Annotated in this window: 23 protein-coding genes and 1 other annotated feature; of the genes, 8 read left to right on the forward strand and 15 right to left on the reverse strand. The window is 52.1% G+C overall.

Going from position 1 to position 20,654, the window contains the following annotated elements:
* Window positions 1-120: 120 nt before the first annotated feature.
* Window positions 121-543, forward strand: a complete 423-nt coding sequence (locus tag EHV15_RS25110) for a GreA/GreB family elongation factor (protein WP_246061771.1) — start codon at window positions 121-123, stop codon at window positions 541-543.
* Window positions 544-601: 58 nt separating this feature from the next.
* On the opposite strand, the gene EHV15_RS25115 is transcribed toward EHV15_RS25110, so the two are convergent.
* Entirely contained in the window at window positions 602-1,195 is a 594-nt protein-coding gene (locus EHV15_RS25115) for a TetR/AcrR family transcriptional regulator (RefSeq protein WP_128633633.1), read from the reverse strand.
* A 428-nt stretch (window positions 1,196-1,623) separates the two neighbouring features.
* Here EHV15_RS25115 and EHV15_RS25120 point away from each other — a divergent pair, with 428 nt between their 5' ends.
* A complete protein-coding gene (locus EHV15_RS25120; RefSeq protein WP_128633634.1) occupies window positions 1,624-1,803 on the forward strand; it encodes a small acid-soluble spore protein H in 180 nt (59 codons plus the stop codon).
* Between the two features lie 536 nt (window positions 1,804-2,339).
* On the opposite strand, the gene EHV15_RS25125 is transcribed toward EHV15_RS25120, so the two are convergent.
* Window positions 2,340-3,890: a 2-isopropylmalate synthase gene (locus EHV15_RS25125; protein ID WP_128633635.1), complete on the reverse strand. Its 1,551-nt coding sequence runs from the start codon at window positions 3,888-3,890 to the stop codon at window positions 2,340-2,342.
* A gap of 102 nt (window positions 3,891-3,992) precedes the next feature.
* Window positions 3,993-4,224, reverse strand: a binding site (T-box leader).
* Between the two features lie 159 nt (window positions 4,225-4,383).
* On the opposite strand from EHV15_RS25125, the gene EHV15_RS25130 reads away from it, so the two are divergent.
* Window positions 4,384-4,737, forward strand: a complete 354-nt coding sequence (locus EHV15_RS25130; RefSeq protein ID WP_128633636.1) for a hypothetical protein — start codon at window positions 4,384-4,386, stop codon at window positions 4,735-4,737.
* A gap of 137 nt (window positions 4,738-4,874) precedes the next feature.
* Here EHV15_RS25130 and EHV15_RS37595 read toward each other — a convergent pair whose 3' ends face one another.
* From EHV15_RS37595 to EHV15_RS25155, 5 genes are all read right to left on the reverse strand, one after another.
* Complete coding sequence (locus tag EHV15_RS37595) at window positions 4,875-4,964, reverse strand: sporulation protein YjcZ (protein WP_128633637.1); 90 nt, start codon at window positions 4,962-4,964, stop codon at window positions 4,875-4,877.
* Between the two features lie 118 nt (window positions 4,965-5,082).
* Window positions 5,083-7,062 carry a GTP-binding protein gene (locus tag EHV15_RS25140; protein ID WP_246061772.1) on the reverse strand — a complete coding sequence of 660 codons (1,980 nt, stop codon included), beginning with the start codon at window positions 7,060-7,062 and terminating at the stop codon, window positions 5,083-5,085.
* Between the two features lie 42 nt (window positions 7,063-7,104).
* Window positions 7,105-8,463: a PFL family protein gene (locus EHV15_RS25145; protein ID WP_128633639.1), complete on the reverse strand. Its 1,359-nt coding sequence runs from the start codon at window positions 8,461-8,463 to the stop codon at window positions 7,105-7,107.
* Between the two features lie 22 nt (window positions 8,464-8,485).
* Window positions 8,486-8,755, reverse strand: coding sequence for an ACT domain-containing protein (locus EHV15_RS25150; RefSeq protein ID WP_128633640.1), 270 nt, complete (start codon window positions 8,753-8,755; stop codon window positions 8,486-8,488).
* 40 nt (window positions 8,756-8,795) lie between these two features.
* Window positions 8,796-9,266, reverse strand: coding sequence for a MerR family transcriptional regulator (locus EHV15_RS25155; RefSeq protein WP_128633641.1), 471 nt, complete (start codon window positions 9,264-9,266; stop codon window positions 8,796-8,798).
* Window positions 9,267-9,456: 190 nt separating this feature from the next.
* Between EHV15_RS25155 and EHV15_RS25160 the strand changes: the two genes are divergently transcribed.
* The gene (locus EHV15_RS25160; protein ID WP_128633642.1) at window positions 9,457-10,314 is read left to right on the forward strand and encodes an SDR family NAD(P)-dependent oxidoreductase; all 858 of its coding nucleotides are present in this window, start codon (window positions 9,457-9,459) and stop codon (window positions 10,312-10,314) included.
* Here EHV15_RS25160 and EHV15_RS25165 read toward each other — a convergent pair.
* The 5 genes from EHV15_RS25165 to EHV15_RS25185 form a co-directional block, all read right to left on the reverse strand.
* Complete coding sequence (locus EHV15_RS25165) at window positions 10,311-11,069, reverse strand: SDR family oxidoreductase (RefSeq protein WP_128633643.1); 759 nt, start codon at window positions 11,067-11,069, stop codon at window positions 10,311-10,313. The genes EHV15_RS25160 and EHV15_RS25165 overlap by 4 nt on opposite strands.
* A 137-nt stretch (window positions 11,070-11,206) precedes the next feature.
* Window positions 11,207-11,794, reverse strand: a complete 588-nt coding sequence (locus EHV15_RS25170) for a GNAT family N-acetyltransferase (RefSeq protein ID WP_128633644.1) — start codon at window positions 11,792-11,794, stop codon at window positions 11,207-11,209.
* Window positions 11,795-11,870: 76 nt separating this feature from the next.
* Window positions 11,871-12,749, reverse strand: coding sequence for a VOC family protein (locus EHV15_RS25175; protein ID WP_128633645.1), 879 nt, complete (start codon window positions 12,747-12,749; stop codon window positions 11,871-11,873).
* 624 nt (window positions 12,750-13,373) lie between these two features.
* Window positions 13,374-13,808 carry an Rrf2 family transcriptional regulator gene (locus tag EHV15_RS25180; RefSeq protein ID WP_128633646.1) on the reverse strand — a complete coding sequence of 145 codons (435 nt, stop codon included), beginning with the start codon at window positions 13,806-13,808 and terminating at the stop codon, window positions 13,374-13,376.
* A 567-nt stretch (window positions 13,809-14,375) separates the two neighbouring features.
* The gene (locus EHV15_RS25185; protein ID WP_128633647.1) at window positions 14,376-14,864 is read right to left on the reverse strand and encodes a cysteine hydrolase family protein; all 489 of its coding nucleotides are present in this window, start codon (window positions 14,862-14,864) and stop codon (window positions 14,376-14,378) included.
* A 193-nt stretch (window positions 14,865-15,057) separates the two neighbouring features.
* Between EHV15_RS25185 and EHV15_RS25190 the strand changes: the two genes are divergently transcribed.
* A complete protein-coding gene (locus tag EHV15_RS25190) occupies window positions 15,058-15,456 on the forward strand; it encodes a MerR family transcriptional regulator (protein ID WP_128633648.1) in 399 nt (132 codons plus the stop codon).
* Window positions 15,428-15,769: a thioredoxin gene (gene trxA, locus EHV15_RS25195; protein ID WP_128633649.1), complete on the forward strand. Its 342-nt coding sequence runs from the start codon at window positions 15,428-15,430 to the stop codon at window positions 15,767-15,769. Before EHV15_RS25190 ends, trxA begins: the two co-directional genes overlap by 29 nt.
* A 68-nt stretch (window positions 15,770-15,837) precedes the next feature.
* Here the strand turns inward: trxA and EHV15_RS25200 are convergent, their stop codons facing one another.
* The 3 genes from EHV15_RS25200 to EHV15_RS25210 form a co-directional block, all read right to left on the reverse strand.
* Window positions 15,838-16,305 carry a hypothetical protein gene (locus EHV15_RS25200; RefSeq protein WP_128633650.1) on the reverse strand — a complete coding sequence of 156 codons (468 nt, stop codon included), beginning with the start codon at window positions 16,303-16,305 and terminating at the stop codon, window positions 15,838-15,840.
* 84 nt (window positions 16,306-16,389) lie between these two features.
* Window positions 16,390-17,478, reverse strand: a complete 1,089-nt coding sequence (locus EHV15_RS25205; protein ID WP_128633651.1) for an AI-2E family transporter — start codon at window positions 17,476-17,478, stop codon at window positions 16,390-16,392.
* A gap of 49 nt (window positions 17,479-17,527) precedes the next feature.
* Window positions 17,528-17,800: a hypothetical protein gene (locus tag EHV15_RS25210; protein ID WP_128635528.1), complete on the reverse strand. Its 273-nt coding sequence runs from the start codon at window positions 17,798-17,800 to the stop codon at window positions 17,528-17,530.
* Between the two features lie 149 nt (window positions 17,801-17,949).
* Here EHV15_RS25210 and EHV15_RS25215 point away from each other — a divergent pair, with 149 nt between their 5' ends.
* Together EHV15_RS25215 and EHV15_RS25220 are read left to right on the forward strand one after the other, a co-directional pair.
* Window positions 17,950-19,278 (forward strand): TrkH family potassium uptake protein, encoded by a 1,329-nt coding sequence (locus tag EHV15_RS25215; RefSeq protein WP_128635529.1) that lies wholly within the window; start codon window positions 17,950-17,952, stop codon window positions 19,276-19,278.
* 89 nt (window positions 19,279-19,367) lie between these two features.
* The gene (locus tag EHV15_RS25220) at window positions 19,368-20,600 is read left to right on the forward strand and encodes an aminopeptidase (protein ID WP_128633652.1); all 1,233 of its coding nucleotides are present in this window, start codon (window positions 19,368-19,370) and stop codon (window positions 20,598-20,600) included.
* Window positions 20,601-20,654: the final 54 nt, after the last annotated feature.

Below are 20,654 nucleotides of genomic sequence, written 5' to 3' on the forward strand. Positions count from 1 at the left end.
GGAGGACTGCTTGTATGAGAACCATCAACATGGTCACGCTTGGTTGGGAAAAACAAGTTGGGGGTGATATCTACTATGAACCCTAGTTTTAAAGCCCTCGATGGAACCAGGACGCATTTGGTGAATCAACTCGTATTTTTTGACGAACAATACCCGTTTTTTGCGGATACTTATCTATTGGGATTGACCTACCACGATCGAAGAATGATGGACGCTCTCTTGCGCAAATACACCGCCGGATTGATATCCTTGCTGGCGAACGAAGACACTGCGCTTCAAGAAAAGCTTCATCAAGTCGTGCTGATCGGAAGCAGCGTGAAAGTGGAATTTGAGGAAGACGGATCAACGGACTTGTTCACCGTGGTCTACCCCACGGAAAGCGATCCTGACAACAACCGGATCTCTTTTATCTCCCCGATCGGCAGGCAGCTGCTTTGTGCGGAATGCAATTCCCCCCTTGTCTTGGAGGTTCCGGACGGAACCCAGCGGATTCATGTCCGTGAAATAAAGTACGCTTATATCGGCGGATTTGATGATCAATAACAATCACGCCTTTTAATCCATTCCCCCGCCTTCGCGCGGGGGATATTTCCAAAAGCGCTCAACTCAGCGCGTTCAGCATAAACCCATAGATATCCTGGTCGCTTAATACTTCGTCATCGGGAGTCACGATTTGTTGAACCTGCAAGCCGTACTTTAACGTGGCAAACAACTGCGCGACCTTTTTGGCGTCGATATGCGCGGGAATCACTCCATGGCGCTGGCCGACTTCAATCCAAGTTGCGGAATTTCGGATCGCGGTTTCGTGATAGCGCCGCAGAATGTCGTCCACGGCGGGCTTATCTCTTTGGCTAAGCAAATAAATGAAGATCAGGTTGGAAACACTGTCCGGACTGGCGGCGTGCTGCATCCTTCCGGACAATAGGTTCAGGGGGCCTTGTATATCGGCGGGCTTGCTGGCGGCTTGTGACACCGATTCGAAAAAAAGCTCATTCGTTTTCACGAATCCGGATTCCAGGATCAAAGCGAACAATTCATCTTTGCTTTTGACATAATGATAAATGGCTCCTTTGGTGAGCCCGCTTTGGTCGGCAATGTCTTGCAGCGTGGTCGCCCGGCAGCCTTTTTCCAAAATCATTTGTTCCGCCGTTTCCAGCAGCAGCTTGAGCGTGGGATTTATCGTTTTATCATGCATGGCCAAATACCTCCATTATATATAAGCGGTGTTATTCCGATGGTTGCAGGCTTGGGGAAGCCCGATTTAATCAGGCTATATAGCGAATCAACAAGCGGGACGACGGCAGCCGCCGATAGCGCCCATAAGCTGCCGGTATGTTTAATGAGCAGGGTGTAAATCAGATAGGGAAGCACGATATTTACAGCTAACGTGATCATGATTTCTTTTCGCGTATGGTTCATCTTGATTGGAGTCCTTTCTTTACATGAGTGTGGTTGAAACAGTCCATACCTTCGGTAGGTATCTTAAATTTTACATACCTTCGGTAGGTAGGTCAAGTCTTTTGTTTTGGATTTGCATAACATCACTATGGCAAGGGCAACTTATGTATGATTGAAACTTATTCCCCAAGTTTATGATATTTTGCAATCCAGGAGGTCTTTAGTATGAACAGTCAACGCGCTAAAGAAATCGTCGCTTCGCCGACAATGGTAAACGTAACCTGCGATGGGGTTCCGATCTACATTCAGCATGTGGATGAAAAAAACGAAACCGCCAGAATTTATCCTCTGGACGAACCGGAACAAGAGAAGGAAGTAGCTCTATCCCAACTTCACGAGCATTAGTTTGCAGGAGGAGATGCGTGACGCATCCCTCCTGTTTTGTTTCATTATAGTTAACATAATTATAATTATGTAACTTTTGCAAGTGGCGACACTCACAACCGTGAGAATAACGGCCTCGCTTGAAGGAACTGCTTCTGACTTGCGCCGCTGTTGGTTTTGAATCTCCTTTTGAGCGCAACCTCTAAAAACAGTGCTTGATAGCCGAGTATTGGTACGGCGAACCATCGGCCTTCAAAATAGCGGAATTTTATGTGCTTATTATCCGGAGGCGGACCTGTTCATCCCCATTAGCGGCACTTTTTGTCCTTATTTACCTAGGAATGGTCCTGGACGCGGGCATCTCCAGGTAATTCGAGAAAATAGCGACATAAATTTCCTTTATTTCTCCCCAATGGGCGTATATCGCTGGAATAACGACTTTTTTTGCCCCTATGTTTTTCGCTCCCCCTCCCCCATCCTAAAATTAGACAGGGAGGGCAGCTTTGATTGGAAAAAATCCAATAGATTAACGGACCGATAACTGTGTTTCACCCAACTCAAAAAACTTGAACACTTTCCTTCTGATCCAGAATAACGGCGTTAATGCCGTTTAGAAAAGCCTGGCCGCTCGCTTTGATGATATCGGTGTCCATGGCCCGGCCGACGTACATTTTACCGTGATAGTCAAGCTGGATATTGACCCGGCCCACCGCTTCCTTCCCCCGGGAAATGCTGTTGATTTTGTAATGCGTCAAATGAACGTCCAGACCGGTCAACGTTTTGATCGCCGTGTACAAAGCATCGATCGGTCCGTCCCCGACGGCGCTGCCTTTAAGCTCTTCCCCATTTTGCATGAGCACTACGGCCGCGGTTGGGCACAGATCATTCGTTACGACCTGGAACGACCGCAATTCAAACAGCCGGTTCCCGTGCTCCGGTTGTTCCCGCTGATCGTTCAGCAAGTAGTACAGATCGTGATCGTAAACCTCTTTTTTCGCATCGGCCAGGGTCAGGAACTTTTGGAACACGCCCTCGAATGCGTCGGCATCGGACGTATCGAAGCCCAGCTTCGCGATCGCATGCTTGACCGCATGTCTGCCGGAACGTGCGGTCAGCACCAGTTCCATGCTCTCGGCCCCGACCTCTTCGGGGGACATGATTTCATACACTTGTTTATCCTTGAGCAATCCGTCCTGATGAATGCCGGAGGAATGGGCAAACGCGTTTTCGCCGGTAATCGCCTTGTTGGCCTGTACATCCAGCCCCGTCAAATGAGTCAGCAGTCTGGACGTCCGGAGCAGCTCGGTTGTGTCGATGTTCGTGCTGCAGCGGTACAGCGATTCCCTGACCTTCAGCGCCATGACCGTTTCTTCCAGGGAGGCATTCCCCGCCCGTTCTCCCAGGCCATTGATCGTGCACTCGATTTTTTTCGCGCCGTTTTTGACCGCGCTTAAAGTGTTGGCCGTGGCCAGCCCAAGGTCGTTGTGGCAGTGCACGCTCAATATGGTCGCATCGCTCAAGTTTTTCAAACGGTCTTGGATTTTCCGGATCAGTTCGCCAAACTCCTCTGGTTCCGCATATCCCACCGTATCCGGAATATTGATCATCGTGGCTCCGGCCCGTACGACCGCTTCAATTGTCTTCCATAAATACTCGAAATCCGCCCGCGAGGCGTCCTCCGTCGAGTACTGCACCTGCGGCAGCAGTGTTTTGGCGTATTTGACCGCATCAACGCCCATTTGCAGCACCGCATCCTTGGAGCGGTTGAATTTTTTCTCCACGTGCACGTTTGATGCGCCAAGCACGATATGGATCAGCGGGTCCTGCGCGATCCGGACGCTCTCGTAAACCGCGTCAATATCGTTTTTCACCGCACGGGCCAGCGCCGTGATGCCGACGCTGCCGCCCACGCTGCGGGCGATTTCCTGAACCGCCTGAAAATCCCCTTGCGATGAGGCGGGGAACCCGGCCTCGATAATATCTACACGGAGGCGCTTCAGCTGCTGCGCAAACTCCAGTTTTTGCTGCACGTTCAACTTGGCCCCAGGGACCTGCTCACCGTCTCGTAAAGTCGTATCGAGTACGATAATTTTGCGATTGTGAATCATCTGAAACTCCTCCTTGATCATTCGGTTGATGGGTTATGGAATCTATGTGAAGCGGGGCTGATTAAACCCGGACTTTAATCAACAAAAAAACCCCGTCTCTGCAATAGAGACGAGGTTTATCCCGCGGTACCACTCTAATTCATTTCACGCATTGAAATGATCTCTTTCGATGGCCGACACCATCTATCCTTGTAACGGCGGAATCCCGGCTTACCCTACATATCAGGCAGCTGTTCATAGACGAGTTCAAAATGATGAGCGCTGCCGTTTCTCACCAACCAACGGCTCTCTGAAAGGTCCGATCACTTTTACTATTTCTAATCAACACATTTTGCCATATGGAATTATAGGTAATTATATGCACCCCAAGTGCCATTGTCAACCGGCTTTTCTCGCTCGCTTACGGAAATTGTGCATGCGCGGAGGGGCAGATGGCTTGTTGACACATATACTGCATTAGATTTTCAATTCATGCCAAGGAGATGGAAGCCCCATGAATCGAAAAAAGAAAAAAGTAAAGCTGAAGCAATTCACTCCAACTCAAACGAGTCAAAATCCGTTCTCCCCCACACTATTTAATCCCGGGCCGCAATTGCCGGGGATTTTCGGGCCGGCGCAGTCTTCATCGGGACCGGCCGCTTCGCGCGGATCCTTCTTGCAAGGTTTAGGCGGATTGGACGGCGTCTTAAGCACCATGGGCAAGGTTCAAAAGATGGTCGGGATGTTCCAGCAGTTTTTCCCGCTCATTAAATTATTTTTCCCCAAAGCGACGACGGCAAGCGTAAGAAAAGGCAGTACACGCCCCCGGCGGGCCGTAAACACAAGAAAAATCAACAAGCAGAGGTGACTTCTGATTTGTCAGAAGTCACCTCTTTGTCTAAAAAACCCGTATGCGGGACACCTGCTTCAAATGCTTCGAAGTGTCCCGCACACGGGCGGTAAGGCCAAAATCCCGCTATATCCGCTTACCTGGTTTAAGTAGATTTAGATCCAGGCTGTCAAAACAATAACCAAAAGGATGAACAAAACAAGGATGACTCCGGTGCTCGTAAAACCGCCTCTAAAACACGACATCAGTGATTCCTCCCTTCGCTTCAATCTACTTAAGCATATGACTTCACCGGTGCGTTGGATTGGTTGTAAGCCCCGGAACCGGAAAATAGGGCGGTTATCACGATGTAATGATTCGCATTTATCCTCGGGTATCCGCTTGCCCGGACTGTAGCTGAACATGCATATGCCGTTCAGCCTCAGCCCAGGGCACGGAATAGGATTGGCCCTTCGCGCAGAAGATGGAGGATGAGGTGTAAGCCGGATCAGCATTTTTATCATAGTTTTTAAGGCGGATGACTTCTAGCGGATTATGGCAGGCTTCATAACCGCCGAATTTCAGCGAGAGGGAACCTTTGCCGTGCGTCATGGAGGCCAAAACCGTGCTGTAATCCAAAAAAGAAGCGGCGGGAACGACGCCGGTGATCACCGCCGAACTCTCCGTCAGCTCCGGGGGATCAAACCGGCCATGAGCCTGCTGGATATCGGTCAGCACCTTGCCCAAATGCTCCGTGTCCACTTTGATTTTTACGTGGTATACCGGTTCAAGCAGCACGTTTTCCGCCTGCTCCAAGGCTTGTCTAACCGCCCGGAAGGACGCTTCGCGGAAGTCTCCCCCGCTGGTGTGCTTGTTATGCGAACGGCCGGTGAGCAAGGTGATCTGCACGTCCGTGAGCGGTGAACCGGTTAAGAGCCCGTGGTGCGCTTGCTCCAGCACATGCTGGCCGACCAGGTTCTGATAGCCTGCCGCCAATTCGTCGGGATGGCATGCATTCACAAACGCGACGCCGCTGTTTCGCGCCGCCGGCACCAGCCGCAAATGCACCTCGGCATAATGGCCAAGCGGCTCGAAATGGCCGCAGCCGTATACTGGCGCCGCAATCGTCTCTTTATAGAGAATTTCGGGGGGCCCGAAAGACACCTCAAAACCGAAGCGCGCCCGCACCACCTGCCGCAAAATTTCAAGCTGCACCTTGCCCATAACATGAATATGCAGCTCCTGCAGATGTTCGTCCCAGCTTGTCCCCAAAGCCGGATCTTCCGCATCAAGCATTTGAAACGCCCGCAGCACTTCCTTGATATGCAGCTTGGGTTCGAACAGCACTTTGGATTGCAAGGTTGGCGCAAGCTCGGGCAAGGCGGCATCCTGGATGGCGCCGACGCCTTGCCCCGGAAGCGCCGAGGTTAGTCCGGTAACGGCAAACAACTCCCCTGCGCTTACCGAATCGGTTTGCGTGTAGCGCGGCCCGTTAACTTTTTGGATGGTCGTAATTTTCTCCGCTTTACGGGCTTCCTCCGTCCCGTATTCCACTTCGCCTCGCACCCTCAGCGCGCCCTGCAGCGCTTTAATGAACGTAATCCGCGCCCCTTGCTCGTCGTGGCGGATTTTATAAACCCGGCCCGCAAAAGGAAGCTGACCGTCATAGGCAGTGAGCGTCAGCCCATCCAGGCGCTCAAGAAAAACATCAATGCCGGCATCCAGCAGCGCCGACCCTTGCATGCACGGAAATACCTGCCTGCCGCGAATCAAGCGGATCAGATGTCCGGTCCACTCCCGGTTATCCAACGTCCCCTCGAGATATGGCTCGAGCAGCGTTTCGTCCCGTTCCGCGAGCCAGGCCTTCAGCGAATCCTCCCAGTGGTTCGGGTCAAAGGTTGCAAGATCCAGCGCGTTATCGGTCAGCTGCTGGCGAATATCCGCCAGTACGCGTTCCGGCTCCGCCCCCGTACGGTCGATTTTATTGATGAAAAAAAACGCCGGAATGCCATAAGCGCGAAGGAGCTCCCAAACCGTTTCCGTATGGCCTTCCACGCCTTCAACCGCGCTCACGATAATGACGGCGTAGTCCAATATTTGCAAGGCGCGTTCCATTTCCGCCGAGAAATCGACGTGCCCGGGCGTGTCCAGCAAAAAATAGACGGAATTTCCGTACGTCATTTCCGCTTGATCGGCAAACACGGTGATGCCGCGCGCCTTTTCGATCTCGTGGCCGTCCAAAAAGGCGTTCCGGTGATCCACTCTCCCCCGGCTGCGGATCGCCCGCGTGTGATACAACAGCGCTTCGGCAAAAGTCGTTTTGCCCGCGTCGACATGGGCCAGCAGGCCGATCGTTTTGTTCAACGTCCATGCACCTCGGTTACGGACGAGTCGTCCATTCATCTATCAGTTCTTAAAGCTGTGGATCGGCGCCGGAATGCGGCCGCCCCGCTCGATGAACGGCGCGCAGTTAAACGAGTTGACCGGCATGATCGGCGCATAACCGAGCAGACCGCCAAATTCCACGACCTCGCCGACATCCTTGCCGATCACCGGAATGATCCGCACAGCAGTCGTCTTGTTGTTCACCATGCCGATCGCCGCCTCATCGGCGATAATGCCGGAGATCGTCGCTTTGCTCGTGCTGCCGGGGATCGCGATCATGTCCAGCCCGACGGAGCAGACGCACGTCATCGCCTCCAGCTTCTCCAGCGTCAGCGCACCGCGCTGCACCGCTTCGATCATGCCGTGGTCCTCGCTGACCGGGATAAACGCGCCGCTGAGTCCACCGACATAGGAGGAGGCCATTACCCCGCCCTTTTTCACGTTATCGTTCAAAATTGCCAGCGCGGCCGTCGTGCCGGGCGCTCCCGCTTCTTCCAAGCCCATCGTCTGGAAAATTTCCGCGATGGAATCGCCAATTTCCGGCGTCGGCGCCAGCGACAAATCGATAATCCCAAACGGCACTTCCAGCCGCTTGGACGCTTCCTGGGCAATCAGTTGCCCGACCCGGGTCACTTTAAAGGCTGTCCGTTTGATCGTTTCGCACAACGTTTCGAAGTCTTTGCCCTGCACTTCCTCCAAAGCCCGCTTGACCACGCCGGGCCCGCTAACGCCGACGTTGATGACGCATTCTTGTTCGCCCACGCCGTGGAAAGCGCCGGCCATAAACGGATTGTCCTCCACCGCGTTGCAGAACACGACCAGCTTGGCGCAGCCGATCGAGCCCCGGTCCGCCGTCCGTTCGGCGGTGCGTACGATAATGTCGCCCATCAGCTTGACGGCGTCCATATTGATGCCGCTGCGGGAGGAGCCGACATTCACCGAGGAGCAGACCCGCTCCGTCACGGCCAGCGCTTCCGGGATGCTTTCGATCAGCAGCCGGTCGCCGGCCGTGAAACCTTTTTGCACGAGCGCGGAAAAGCCGCCGATAAAATTGACGCCGACCTCTTTGGCCGCTTTGTCCAGCGTTTCGGCGACCGGCACATATGTATGGGTTTTGAGGCCGCCCGCGGCGATCGAGACCGGCGTAACGGAAATCCGTTTGTTGACGATCGGAACGCCAAACTGTTTTTCCAGATCCTCGCCCGTTTTGACCAGTTTCTCCGCAAGGCGGGTAATTTTGTCGTAGATTTTCCGGTTGAATACGCCCATGTCTTCATGTGCGCAATCCATCAGGCTGATGCCCATCGTAATCGTACGCACGTCGAGATTCATTTCCCGAATCATCGAGTTCGTTTCTTGCACTTCCACGCGTGAAATCATGTTTTTCTCCCCTTCCCGTTGCTTAGATGCGGTGCATGATGTTGAAAATATCCTCATGCTGCAGCTTGATCTCTACGCCGATCGATGTCCCCAACTGCTGCAGGTCTTCGACGAGAAGCTCAAACGATTTCGACGGGGCCGAAATGTCCACGATCATCATCATGTTGAAATACCCTTGAATGATGGTCTGCGATATATCCAGAATGTTGACGTTATGATCCGCCAAGTACGAACATACCTTCGCAATAATGCCAACCTTGTCCTTGCCGACAACCGTAATGATTCCTTTCAAACGACGTCTCCCCTTTTGATTAACTTGGTTTGTTCCTTGCTTAACCGGCAAAAAACTTCATTTCCTCCAGCGATTTTGGCCTTTTTTGTTCCGCTTTGCCGCCCCGGCCCGCCAGCTTGCCGGACTCTTCGGCCAGGCAGTCTGGAGGGCGCACCCCCTGCTCCAGCTTCAAATCGATATAATCGACCACCTTCTGCAGGGAGGCGATTTGACTGACGATGTTTTCCCGGTGATTCATTAGGTCCTGTACGAGCTCAGGATAATCCACAGGATCCGCATCAGCGCTTACCGTCAGAAAAGGGCGCATTTCATCAAGCGCCAGCCCCGTCTTTTTCAGGCAGGAAATCAGCTTGATCGTGCCGATATCCTCCAGGTAATAAACGCGGTGGCCGTTTGGTTTGCGCTCCGCTCGCGGGAGAAGCGCGATCTTCTCATAGTAACGGATCGTGTCCTCGGAAATTCCGGTTTGCTCCGCGGCTTGTTTAATCGAGAAAGCTTCGGCTTCCTTCATTCGGTTCCCCTCCAGTCGCTCAAGCGTTTGCTTGAATTATACAACTTTGAGCTGGCTTCAAGTCAAGCTTGATATGTCTTTTTGAAAAATTTCTGTAAATTCCGGCTTGACTTGGAGCCGACTCCAAGTCCTACAATGTGCTCTATCAGCGGAGGGATTCCGAAATCCCGACTCAATAGGAGGCATTATTATGAACACGAAGCAACGGGAAAAAATAGCGTTAATCACGGGGGCAAACGCCGGTATCGGGCTGGAACTTACCCGGAAGTTATTGTCCGAAGGCTGGCAGGTCGCCGCGTTGATCCGGTCCGGTTTTCCGGCCGGCGATGCGTTGATTGGGCAAGCGGCAAACGGCGGGCAGCTGCGGATCTATCAAGCTGCGGATCTATCGGACTTTGACAGCTTAAAGCGAACTTTGGATGAGATTATAACGGGGGAAGCTTACATCGATGTGTTGTTCAACAACGCCGGCGGGAGTTTTCCAGAGCTTCTCTTCTCGAGGCAAGGACGCGAGCTCCATTATGAGTTGATGACGGTCGTTCCGTATATTATTCTGATGGAATTGCAGGAGCTTTTAAAAAACGGCCGCCACAAAACGGTGATCAACACCTCGTCCGCCGTAACTAATATGGTGAAGCCGTTCGATCCGGATTCGCTGGACCGCCCGAAAACGTTCCGCAAGCTGCTGGGTCCTTACGGCGCTTCCAAGCTGGCGTTGTCGCTTTGGACGCAGGCCGTTTCTCCGGAGCTCGCCAAGGAAGGGATCAAAATCCGCAGTGTCGACCCAGGCAGCAACAACACCGCGCGAAAAAGCAAAAAATCCGGATTGCCGTGGTATGTGAAACCGCTGATGAAGCTGTTTTTTCAGCCGCCGGCTTACGGGGCAGGACGGTTGTACGACGGGGCGTTTGGACCTCACCGCGATCTTGCCGGCGTGTATTTGGAGAAAGGCCGAGTTAAAGAACTGAATTACACCGAATTCGCGCAACAGGTACTGAACAAGGTCAAAACGGTTTATGAGCGGGAATATCTTGAAAACCACACTTAATAGGCGGTCCATCCGGCGTCCGCCGTGATGACGGTGCCGTTGACAAAGCTGGAATCGTCGGAAGCGAGGAACAACGCCACTTTGGCGATTTCGTCAGCGCTCCCTATTCGTGGGTTAATGGCCATGCCAAGCTGTTGCCTTGACGCGCCAAACGGATTGATGTTGGTCATCGAAGCCCCGATATTCGTTTCCACGCCGCCCGGAGCGATCGCATTGCAGCGGATGCCTTTTTGCGCGTACATAAACCCGGTGTTTTTCGTAAATCCGATCACGGCATGTTTGGAAGCGGTGTACGCCGTGCCCGCACGCGCTCCGTATAGCCCGCCGGCGGAAGCGACGTTGACGATCACGCCGCTTTCTTGTTCCAAAAAGATCGGCAGCACTTTCCGGGTTGAGCGCATTACGCTCGTCGTATTGACGGCAAATACCCGCTCCCACTGCTCATCCGTAATGTCGCCGGCCGGCTCGAAATTATCCATGATCCCCGCATTGTTCACCAAAATGTCTACCGTGCCGAATGCTCCTGCGGTCGCGTCCACCAACTGCTGAATATCTTCCTCCACGGCGACGTTGGTTTTGACGGCCTCAGCCGTCCCGCCTGCGGCTATAATCCGTTCAACCGTGGCGTTTGCGCCCTCCAAATTCAAATCCGAGACCATGACCTTGGCGCCTTCTCTGGCAAACAGCAAGGCGATTTCCCGCCCCATTCCCGATGCGGCTCCCGTGACAATAGCTGCCTTGTTCTCCAGTTTCATCGTGCGATTCCTCCAATTTGTATTATTAAAATTCCCAACTCCTTCAATCATCGTTATCATGCCCATCCCATGGGTATTTCCATTAGCATATAAAAAAGAGACTTGCTCCTCCTCGGATCAAATCTCTTTTCCCTTAATTATGGAGTTTTAAACAGTTTGCCATGAAATTGATCAAGCCTGACCAGATACTGCCTCTTCAGCAAAGCGAACAGGACGGCGTCGGCAAATTGATTTTTCTCGAAGAAACACTCCTTCAAATAGCCCTCTTCGTGAAATCCGATCTTCTCCAGCAGGTATCTGGAACGAATGTTGTCCGGGTCGATAAAGGCTTCAATCCGGTTTAAACCCAGATCCTCAAAGCCGAAACGCAAAATTTCCTGCAGCACCTCGCTCATCACGCCTTGTCCCCAGTATTCCTGATCCAGTTCGTAGCCGGTTTCCGCTTTGTAATGCTCTCGGGACCAGTTATGGAAGCCGCACGTGCCGATGACCCGGTCTTCTTCCGATTTGACCGTAATCGCCCAGCGAAACCCGCGTCGCTCCAAATAGCGGCTGTTCCAGTTTTGGATCAGCTCTTCGGCCTGCCTGAGACTTTCAAAGCGGTCCAAGTCGTAATATTTCGTAACCTCGTCATTGGAAAAATAGTGGAACAGATCTTCAGCATCTTCCGCGGTCAATTTGCGCAAAATAAATCTTTCTGTCTCCAGCTGGGGGAACAGCTTCACGGCAACCGCTCCTTTCCTATAACATTACGTCGTATATATTATAGGTGAGGAACCTTGCCTATTGAAAGAGCCAAATCTATTCGGCCTGGTCGATCACCAGTCTAATGCCGATGCCAAACGGATCGGTCAGTCTGATTTCCCGCCCCCGCTCGTCCCGTTCATAAGCCGCCTTGGCATCCGACAAACGGCTTTCCACGGCCTGCAGGGCCGCAAGGTCAGGTAGTGCCGTCGTGAAATAACGCAGCCCAACCGCATCCTCCGGCGACGGCGGGGCGCCTGCGCCGGCCCAGGTATTCAGGCCGATATGGTGATGGTATCCACCGGCAGCTACAAACAAGGCCGCCCCGCCGTAATGGGCGGTAATTTCAAAGCCGAGGATTTGGCAATAGAACTGCTCCGCCTTCCGCAGATCGCCAACATGAAAATGGACATGCCCGATCCGGGTTTCCGGCGGAAGTCCCTTCCACTCGGCTCCTTCCGAAACGGCAAGCAAACCATCCACGTCCACCGGATCGGTCGACATGATATATTCGCCGCTTGCGTTGCGCTGCCAGGTGCTCCGCGGGCGATCGGCGTAAATTTCAATGCCGTTTTGATCCGGATCGTTTAAATACAACGCTTCGCTAACCAGGTGATCCCCTTGCCCAACGGGAATTTGGTATTTGATCAGATTGCGCAGCGCCAAACCAAGCGCAGTCCGATCCGGCACAAGGATTGCAAAATGGTACAGGCCGGATACCGACCGCTCCGGCATCACCCGATACTGCTCGTTAGCTTCCAGGATCAGCAGCGGGGTCTTCCCGTCGGCCGTGAGCTCGGCGACGTTCCCGTTTTGCTTCAGTACGCTCAGACCGATCACTTCCCGGTAAAAAGCGATAGACTGGTCCAAATTGCGGACTTTAAGATAGACGCTGCCGATCCGGGCAGCGGGATGAATGGATACATGTTCAGACAAAATGAAACTCCTCCTATCGAATGGGTTGGGATAACCTCGTAATGCAGCAATAATGTAACCACAGCGGTTACATGTATATTATGTAATCAGTATAGTTACAGGCGAGCCGTGTGTCAACGAATTATCGTGCAAACCCATACGTTGGATGCAAGGGGAGGGATGGGTTTGGGGTTCCACCCGCTGTTAGAGTCAGGTTCTCATGGAACTTACTTTAAAGGTAGAACATGACTCTAAAGGCGGGCCGTAAACTTTCCTCCTAACGGACACCAGCGACCTTATCCGCCCATTTACCGGGTATTTCCCAGCCTAACGGACCCACACGACTCTATTTCACTCTAAACGAGCTCATCCGGGCCGATTCGAGGGAAATAAGAGCATCTGTGTCCGTTACATTTTACAAACCTCTGTTTTTCCGCAGATAGAGCCTCTGGAGTCCCTTAGCCTTATTGATTGGATAGCTGCTAAATGTACAGTATAAAGTTAGTTGTATGATTTGCAATTAATGGTCAGTAGAGCCGATCAAGCACACTTTTGCCCGGCATCCGACCTGGCGAATTAAATAGGCGCGGTTAAAAAAATGCCCCAATCTTGGGGCATTTAACACATGCACTTTTTAGTTTGTTCTTACACCGCCGACGTTTTCGCGGAAATATCCTCGACGATATCCTGCAGCGTAACGGCTTCCAGCGTTTTCTCCATCGCTTTTTGCGCCATGGAGAAGATCGGCTCGATCGCGGTTTGTATATTGCGTCCGACCGGGCAATCCGGGTTGGGGTGATCGTGCACCGCAAACAATCCGTCTTCTTCCACGACATGCACCGCGCGGTAAATATCGAGCAGCGTAATGTCGCACAGCTTGCGCGCCAGCCTGGTGCCAGCCACACCGGGGCGAACCTCCACCAGACCGGCTTTATTCAACATGCTCATAATACGGCGAATGACAACCGGATTCGTATTTACGCTGCTGGAGATATACTCCGATGTACTAACCCCGTCCTTGTTGATTTCAAGCAGGGATAAAATGTGTATAGCCACGGAAAATCTGGAGCTGATCGTCAAGCGTGTATCCCCCTTTCCAAGCGTCAGTAACTCAACTTTTGCCGAACGAAAACCAACTTAAAAGCAGGGGGAGCATGGGTTTGCCAGCGATGGAATGCGGAGCTTGAACCGCTATTCGGGAACATAAACGCGCTGAAACCTTGTGGAAGGAACAAAATGCCACCCCTGCCATGTGCGATAGAAAGAAGATGAGAAATCCCATGAAATGTAAAAGTGCAGGCGGTTTTTGTCGAAACTCCTCTAAACCGATGGTTCAAATGCAAAAGTGCAGTACATTTTCGGTCATAAGCTACTTTTTTTATCCAATAGCCCCAAATGAGATGTACTTTTGCATTTCAATCGCTCTAAAATGGTAATTTAGGGAAAATAGCATGCACTTTTGCAGTTGATCCCAGCGGGCCGCCCTTCTTTCCATAAAAGGCGATAAACTCGGCTTTCAGCGTCTACTCCACCGGTAAACAGTGGATTTCCCATACTACATCAAGGCTTACTTGCCAATTTCATGCTGTAAAAGTTGAGCCAGTAACAATATTAGTTACAAACTGACCGGGGTGTCAATAATCTTAATCATTGACTTTTAAGCAACGCATGGATGACGGCATAGCTGATCAAGCTGCGGTCCCGGTACACGCCGGACACCGCATCCGGATGTTCGCCGAGGATGCCTTTTTGCAGGATCGCCGCTCCAAATCCCCTCTCCCGGGCGCCGTTAAACGTAAAGGTCACGCAATGTTCCGCGGCAAACCCGCAGACGACGACAAAGTCGGTTTCCTGTTCCCGCAGCAGCCGCTCCAAATCGGTTTTCCAAAAAGCGTTGTTCCATTCCTTCGCAATGCGGAGATCCGAATCGGCAAGCTTAATTTCCGGAGTGACCTCAAATCCGGGCGAATGTTCGCCCATTTCCGTATCCTGAACCACCACGACCGGTCTGCCGGCATCCCGGAACAAATCGGCCACGGCGTTAATATACTCGCTTGCTGCGGACAGCTCGCTTTGCAGGCGCGGATCGGTCAATAAGCCCTTCTGCATGTCGATGATTAATAAAGCCGGTTTCATTGGCGTGCCTCCTCGTCAAACTCTCATTTTGGGGTCAAGCATTCCTTTCATTATACACACTTCCGAGCCCAAGATTAAGACTTGCATAAACATCCTTCCTGCCGCCCATCGAAAAATATCGGCGAAATCTATTGACCCTCACATTAATGTCAGGGTTTATAATGAATCCGGAAGGCAGGTGAGGTAAGGTTCTATGAAGATCGGAGAATTGTCGAAAGCGACCGGCGTCAGCATCCGTTCCCTTAGATACTACGAGGAGCAAGGGCTGATTACCTCAAAGCGGCTAAACAACGGCTATCGTGATTATCACAGCTTGACCGCCGAACAGGTAAAAACGATTCAATTTTATTTGAGCCTCGGCCTGAGCACGCAGGAAATCGCCGGTTTTCTGCAATGCGTGATGACGAGCAAAGAAGCGTTTTGCCGGGAGATTATGCCGGTGTACCGCAGCAAGCTGAAGGAGATTACCGAGCAAATCGGGCTGCTGCAAACGATCAAGTCCAACTTGGAAGAACGGATTCACTACATTTTAGAAGAAAATCCCGAAATGGAGATGATGGAACATGACGATCAGACGGATCGCCGATGCTAACGAATTCAACCGGGAAAGCGCGTCCGCGGAATTGGTGCTCGCCGATTTTGACGCCCCCTGGTGCCCGCCGTGCAAGGTGCTTTCACCGATTCTGGAAGAGCTGCATGAGGAATTTCAAGGGGTTGTCCCCCTGCTCCAAATAAACTGCGACGATCATCCGGAACTGGCTTCGCAATACGGAATCATGTCGATGCCTACGGTCATTTTGTTCCGCCACGGAGAGCCGGTGGAGAAGCTGATCGGCCTGAGACCAAAAGAAGTGTACCGCCAACTGATCCTCAAATCCGCGGGTACCGTGCGCCAGGCACAATAAACGGAAGTTAGCGCCAAAAAGATACCGCCTTGCTCCTTCGTTCATGAAGGGACCAAGGCGGTATCTTTTTATCCGTAGGCGGTTAGATCGGGGATTTGTTTGGCTTGCTCGATGAACGGACCTTCCAGTAAGTTGTTAAACGCCAAATGTGTCGCCCGCAAACTGAGCAGCCGATCCCCCGGCTTCAGGCCGAATTGCTCCCACGTCCCTGGCGGCAGCGTAAAATAGCGGTTACAGTTCAAATGAACCCAGCAGAACGTACGTTCTTTAAACGTGATCGTCTCCCCTTCAGGGACGGCAAATTGCCGCAGTTGGGGAATGCTGGCGAAAACGGCCGCCAGCGGCGAATTTGCGATCATTTCCTTGCACACCACGCTGAAGCCCCGGACCGTATTGCGTCCCGTCATTAAAATGATGTTGGAATCCGGATGAATACCATACTCCTGCAGGGCTTGATCCGGCAGGTAAAACGATCCGTCGGCAAGTACTTTGCTCCACGCGTAAAAATACTTCCCGGACTTGGCAGTTACTGCCATACTCTCATCCCCCGAGCTAAATAATGATCGTTTCGTTACGTTAAAATCATCTCGCATGCAAGGCATCTGGAGATATGATATTCGTCACGCTTCCGGCAGCTGGTCTACCTTTTGAGCAATGTACAGCAGGTAAGCTTTAATCACGACAATTTTCAGCATCATATAAAGCGGGATGGCCAAAATCATGCCCAGGATGCCCATGAAATCGCCGGCGAGCAGCAACAATACGATCGTGGTCAACGGATGAATGTTGATCGTCTTCCCGTAAATATACGGGGAAATCAAGTTGCCTTCGATCTGTTGGGCGATGACGACGATCAATATGACCCAAAGCACCATCGACGGCGAAACGGTAAATGCGACGATGACGCATGGGATAGCGCCAAGCAACGCGCCAAAGTAAGGAACAAAGTTAAACAAGGCCATGACGATGGCGAGCAGCAGCGGATACGGCAAACCAACCAGCCAAAATCCGATAAAGCCCATAACCGCCAGCATCATAGCGCTGATCATCCGGCCGGCGATGAACCCCTTAAGCATGTTGTCGATCTCATGGATGACCTGCTCGCCGTCGGTCCGGTAACGGGCCGGAAGCATCCGCACCAAAGAAGGCGTCACCCGCTCATCTTGTTTCAGCATGTAATACAGAAAAATCGGTACAGTCCCCACGATGATCACAAAATTGTTCAAAAAGCTAAACACATGCGATACGTATCCGCTGACCGTATTCAAGGCCGAATTGATGTATTCGGTCACCTTGTTCATGATTTCCGGAGTGCCCTCGTTTGTAACGATCGAAAAATACCGGTTGCTGCGGATTTCGTTCATCTGCTCCTGCAAGCTGGTCATAAGTTTCGGGACGTTGTTCATGAACTCGAACAGCTGCTTTTGCAGCGGCGGCCAAACGACCATAAAAAAGATCGTAACGACTCCGGCAAAAAGGCAGTAGATCAGCAGGATCGACAGCATCCGGTTCCATTTTTTCCGCTCCAGAAATTGCACGACCGGGCGCAGCAAATAATAAAGGAACCCGGAAATCGTCAAGGGCACGATCAAAATATGCACCAGGGTAACGAGAGGATTAAAGATGAAACTGACCTTGGACAGCAAATAAATGATCGTCAGCAGCATGATAATCCCCAGCGAAATCCGATAAAAAGGATGCTTCATCATAGAAGTTGTTCCCTCCTCTCTTTTAGGAAGATATGCGCATCCGTTAGCCTCATTCCTCCGGCAAAGTATCCCAAGCGGCATCCAGAAGCGCATCGAACCATTCGTCGTCCGCTTCGATTCTGGCGTCTACGGCCATAAACTCTGCTTCGATGCCGGGTTCTCCCGCATAATGCAGGCTATAGTCCCAATTTCCTCCGTCCTTGCTGTAAAAGGTAATTTCATATCCCGCTTTGTGGGAGCTTACTTGAAAGACGGTTTTGCCGGTGTAGGATCCGTCCTCCTGTCTCTTCATTTGGGCTTCCACAATCGTCAATTCTTCCATCATTTGTACTCCTTTACCCGGATTCGTTTTTTTGTCTTGTGCAATGCCTGTACAACCTTACTGCAATATCGTACCATGTTTTATGTCAATATCAATATTCGGTACAACAAGAGTAAAGGTGGATTCCATTGTCTAAACGTAAAAAAAACATGCTGACTCCCGCAAAAGTGTTGACCTTCGGATTTGCGTTAACGATCATTATCGGCGCCTTTCTCCTTTCGCTCGGGCCAGCTTCGGCCGGCGGCAAGAAACTGGCGCTGACGGACGCCTTTTTTATGGCAACCTCAGCCACCTGTGTAACCGGACTAGCCGTTGTGGATACAGGAACGCAGTTTTCGTTGTTCGGCCAAATTGTGATCCTGCTGCTTGTCCAAATCGGGGGCCTCGGTTTCACGACCATCGGCACGCTGATCTCGCTCGCTTTTAATCGCCGCATTTCCCTGCGCGACCGGCTGGTTCTGCAGGAAACGCTGAACTATAACGCGATCGGAGGACTGCTGCAGTTAATCATTAAAATTTGCGTCTATACCTTCAGCATCGAGACCGCTGGCACACTGCTCCTGACCGCGAGATTTTCCCAGGACATGCCTTTGGCCCAAGCCCTCTACTTTGGAGTGTTTCACAGCGTGTCGATCTTTAACAACGCCGGGTTTGATTTATTCGGCAAAATCCACGGCCCGTTCAGCGGGTTGGCGGAATATGCCAGCGATCCGTTTATCAATATCGTCGTCATGGCGCTCATTTTTCTAGGTGGCATCGGCTTCATCGTCATTTCCGATTTAGTGAACTATCGCCGCACGCGCCGGCTGTCCCTGCATTCCAAGGTCGTGCTGACCATGACTTTGATTCTGACGGTGGTCGGGGCGCTGATTATGCTTGCCATCGAATCCTCCAATTCGCATACGCTGCAGCCGATGAGCTGGATGGATCGGATCATGGCCGCCTTTTTCCATTCCGTCAGCGCGAGATCCGGCGGGCTCAGCACTGTCAGCGTGGCGAATATGGAGCAGTCCAGCCAGTTTTTGCTCATCCTGCTGATGTTTATCGGCGCGGCGCCGGGCTCTACGGCCGGCGGGATCAAGGTGACGGTGTTCGCCATTTTGCTGGGTGCCATTTATGCGATGATTCGCGGCAAAGAAGATATCGTCTTTTTTCGCGAGCGTCTGTCCAAAGAGTCGATCATCAAAGCGATCACCCAAACCTGGCTGGCCATGTTTCTCGTCGTTTTTGTGGCGATGGCGCTCTCCGCGCTGGAGGATCACGCCTTTTTGCCGCTGCTGTTCGAGGCGACATCCGCATTTGCGACCGCCGGCTTAAGCCTGGACTTAACCCCTGAGCTCACGAACATCAGCAAATGGATTCTTTGCTTTGTCATGTTCCTGGGGCGGATCGGGCCGTTGACCTTGGCTTATGCGTTCACGTCGAAGTCGAAAAAAGAGCTGCTGCGTTACCCCGAAGGGAAAATAATTATTGGTTAAGCTGCCTAGGCCCCCGGTCGATTACTAAAATCGTGAAAAATGATGTATGATAAAACAATAACCAAATTGTAAAAACGGAGGAGAACCCTATGTCCGATTTTCAAACGAAATTGGAAAAATACGCTGAGTTGGCCGTAAAGGTCGGCGTTAATATTCAACAAGGCCAAACTTTGATCATTAACTGCACGATCGATTCCGCCGAGCTGGTGCGTCTGATCGTGAAGAAAGCCTACGAAACCGGGGCCCGGTTCGTCAAGGTCAACTGGAGCGACGACACCGTCACCCGCCTCAGATACGATATGGCGGCGGAGGAATCTTTCCTGGACGAACCGAAATGGTATGCGGGCGAGATGCTGGAATATGTGGAGAACGGCGCTGCCGTCCTGCATGTCATGTCCTCGGATCCCGATTTGCTCAGCGGCGTGTCCACGGAGCGGTTAACCAATCACCAGAAAACTTACGGCAAAGTGATGAGCAAATATCGGGAAATGCAGATGTCCGATAAATTCAGCTGGTCGATCGTCGCGGTCCCTTCCAAGGCGTGGGCGGCCAAAGTGTTCCCCGATCTTCCCGCGGATCAACAGGTCGATGCGCTCTGGGAAGCTATTTTCCGCACCGTCCGCCTGGACCGTCCCGATCCGATCGCGGCCTGGAAAGAGCATATCGCCAATCTGCTGCAGAAATCCGATTATTTGAACGCCAAAAAATATAAGAAGCTCCATTACATAGCTCCCGGGACCGATCTCACCATCGAGCTTCCGGAAGGCCATCTCTGGGTCGCCGCCGAAAGCATCAACGCTAAGGGGCATACGTTTTTGGCCAACCTGCCCACCGAGGAAGTGTTCACCGCTCCGCTCAAAACCGGTGTCAACGGAACCGTGTCCAGCACCAAGCCGTTAAGCTATCGCGGCACGATCGTGGACCGCTTCTCGCTGACGTTCGAAAACGGCCGGATCGTCGATTACAAGGCGGAAGTCGGCCAGGACGTATTGAAGCAGCTGGTCGAGCTGGACGAAGGCTCCCATTATCTGGGCGAGGTGGCTTTGGTGCCGCACAGCTCCCCGATTTCTGAGTCCGGCATTCTGTTTTATAATACGCTGTTTGACGAAAATGCCTCCAATCACTTGGCGATCGGCAACGCGTATGCCTTCAATCTGGAGGGCGGAAAGTCGATGTCCAAGGAAGAGTTGGAGCAGCGCGGCCTGAATTCCAGCTTGGCGCACGAAGACTTTATGGTCGGATCGGCCGAGATGGACATTTTCGGGATCACCGCTGACGGCAAAGAAGAACCGATTTTCGCCAAAGGCAACTGGGCCATTTAATACCCGGGTACGCAAAAAAGCAGCCGCCATTGGAATATCCATTCCAGCCGGCGG

It is taken from the genome of Paenibacillus oralis, assembly GCF_003863965.1.
Taxonomy (GTDB): Bacteria; Bacillota; Bacilli; order Paenibacillales; family Paenibacillaceae; genus Fontibacillus; species Fontibacillus oralis.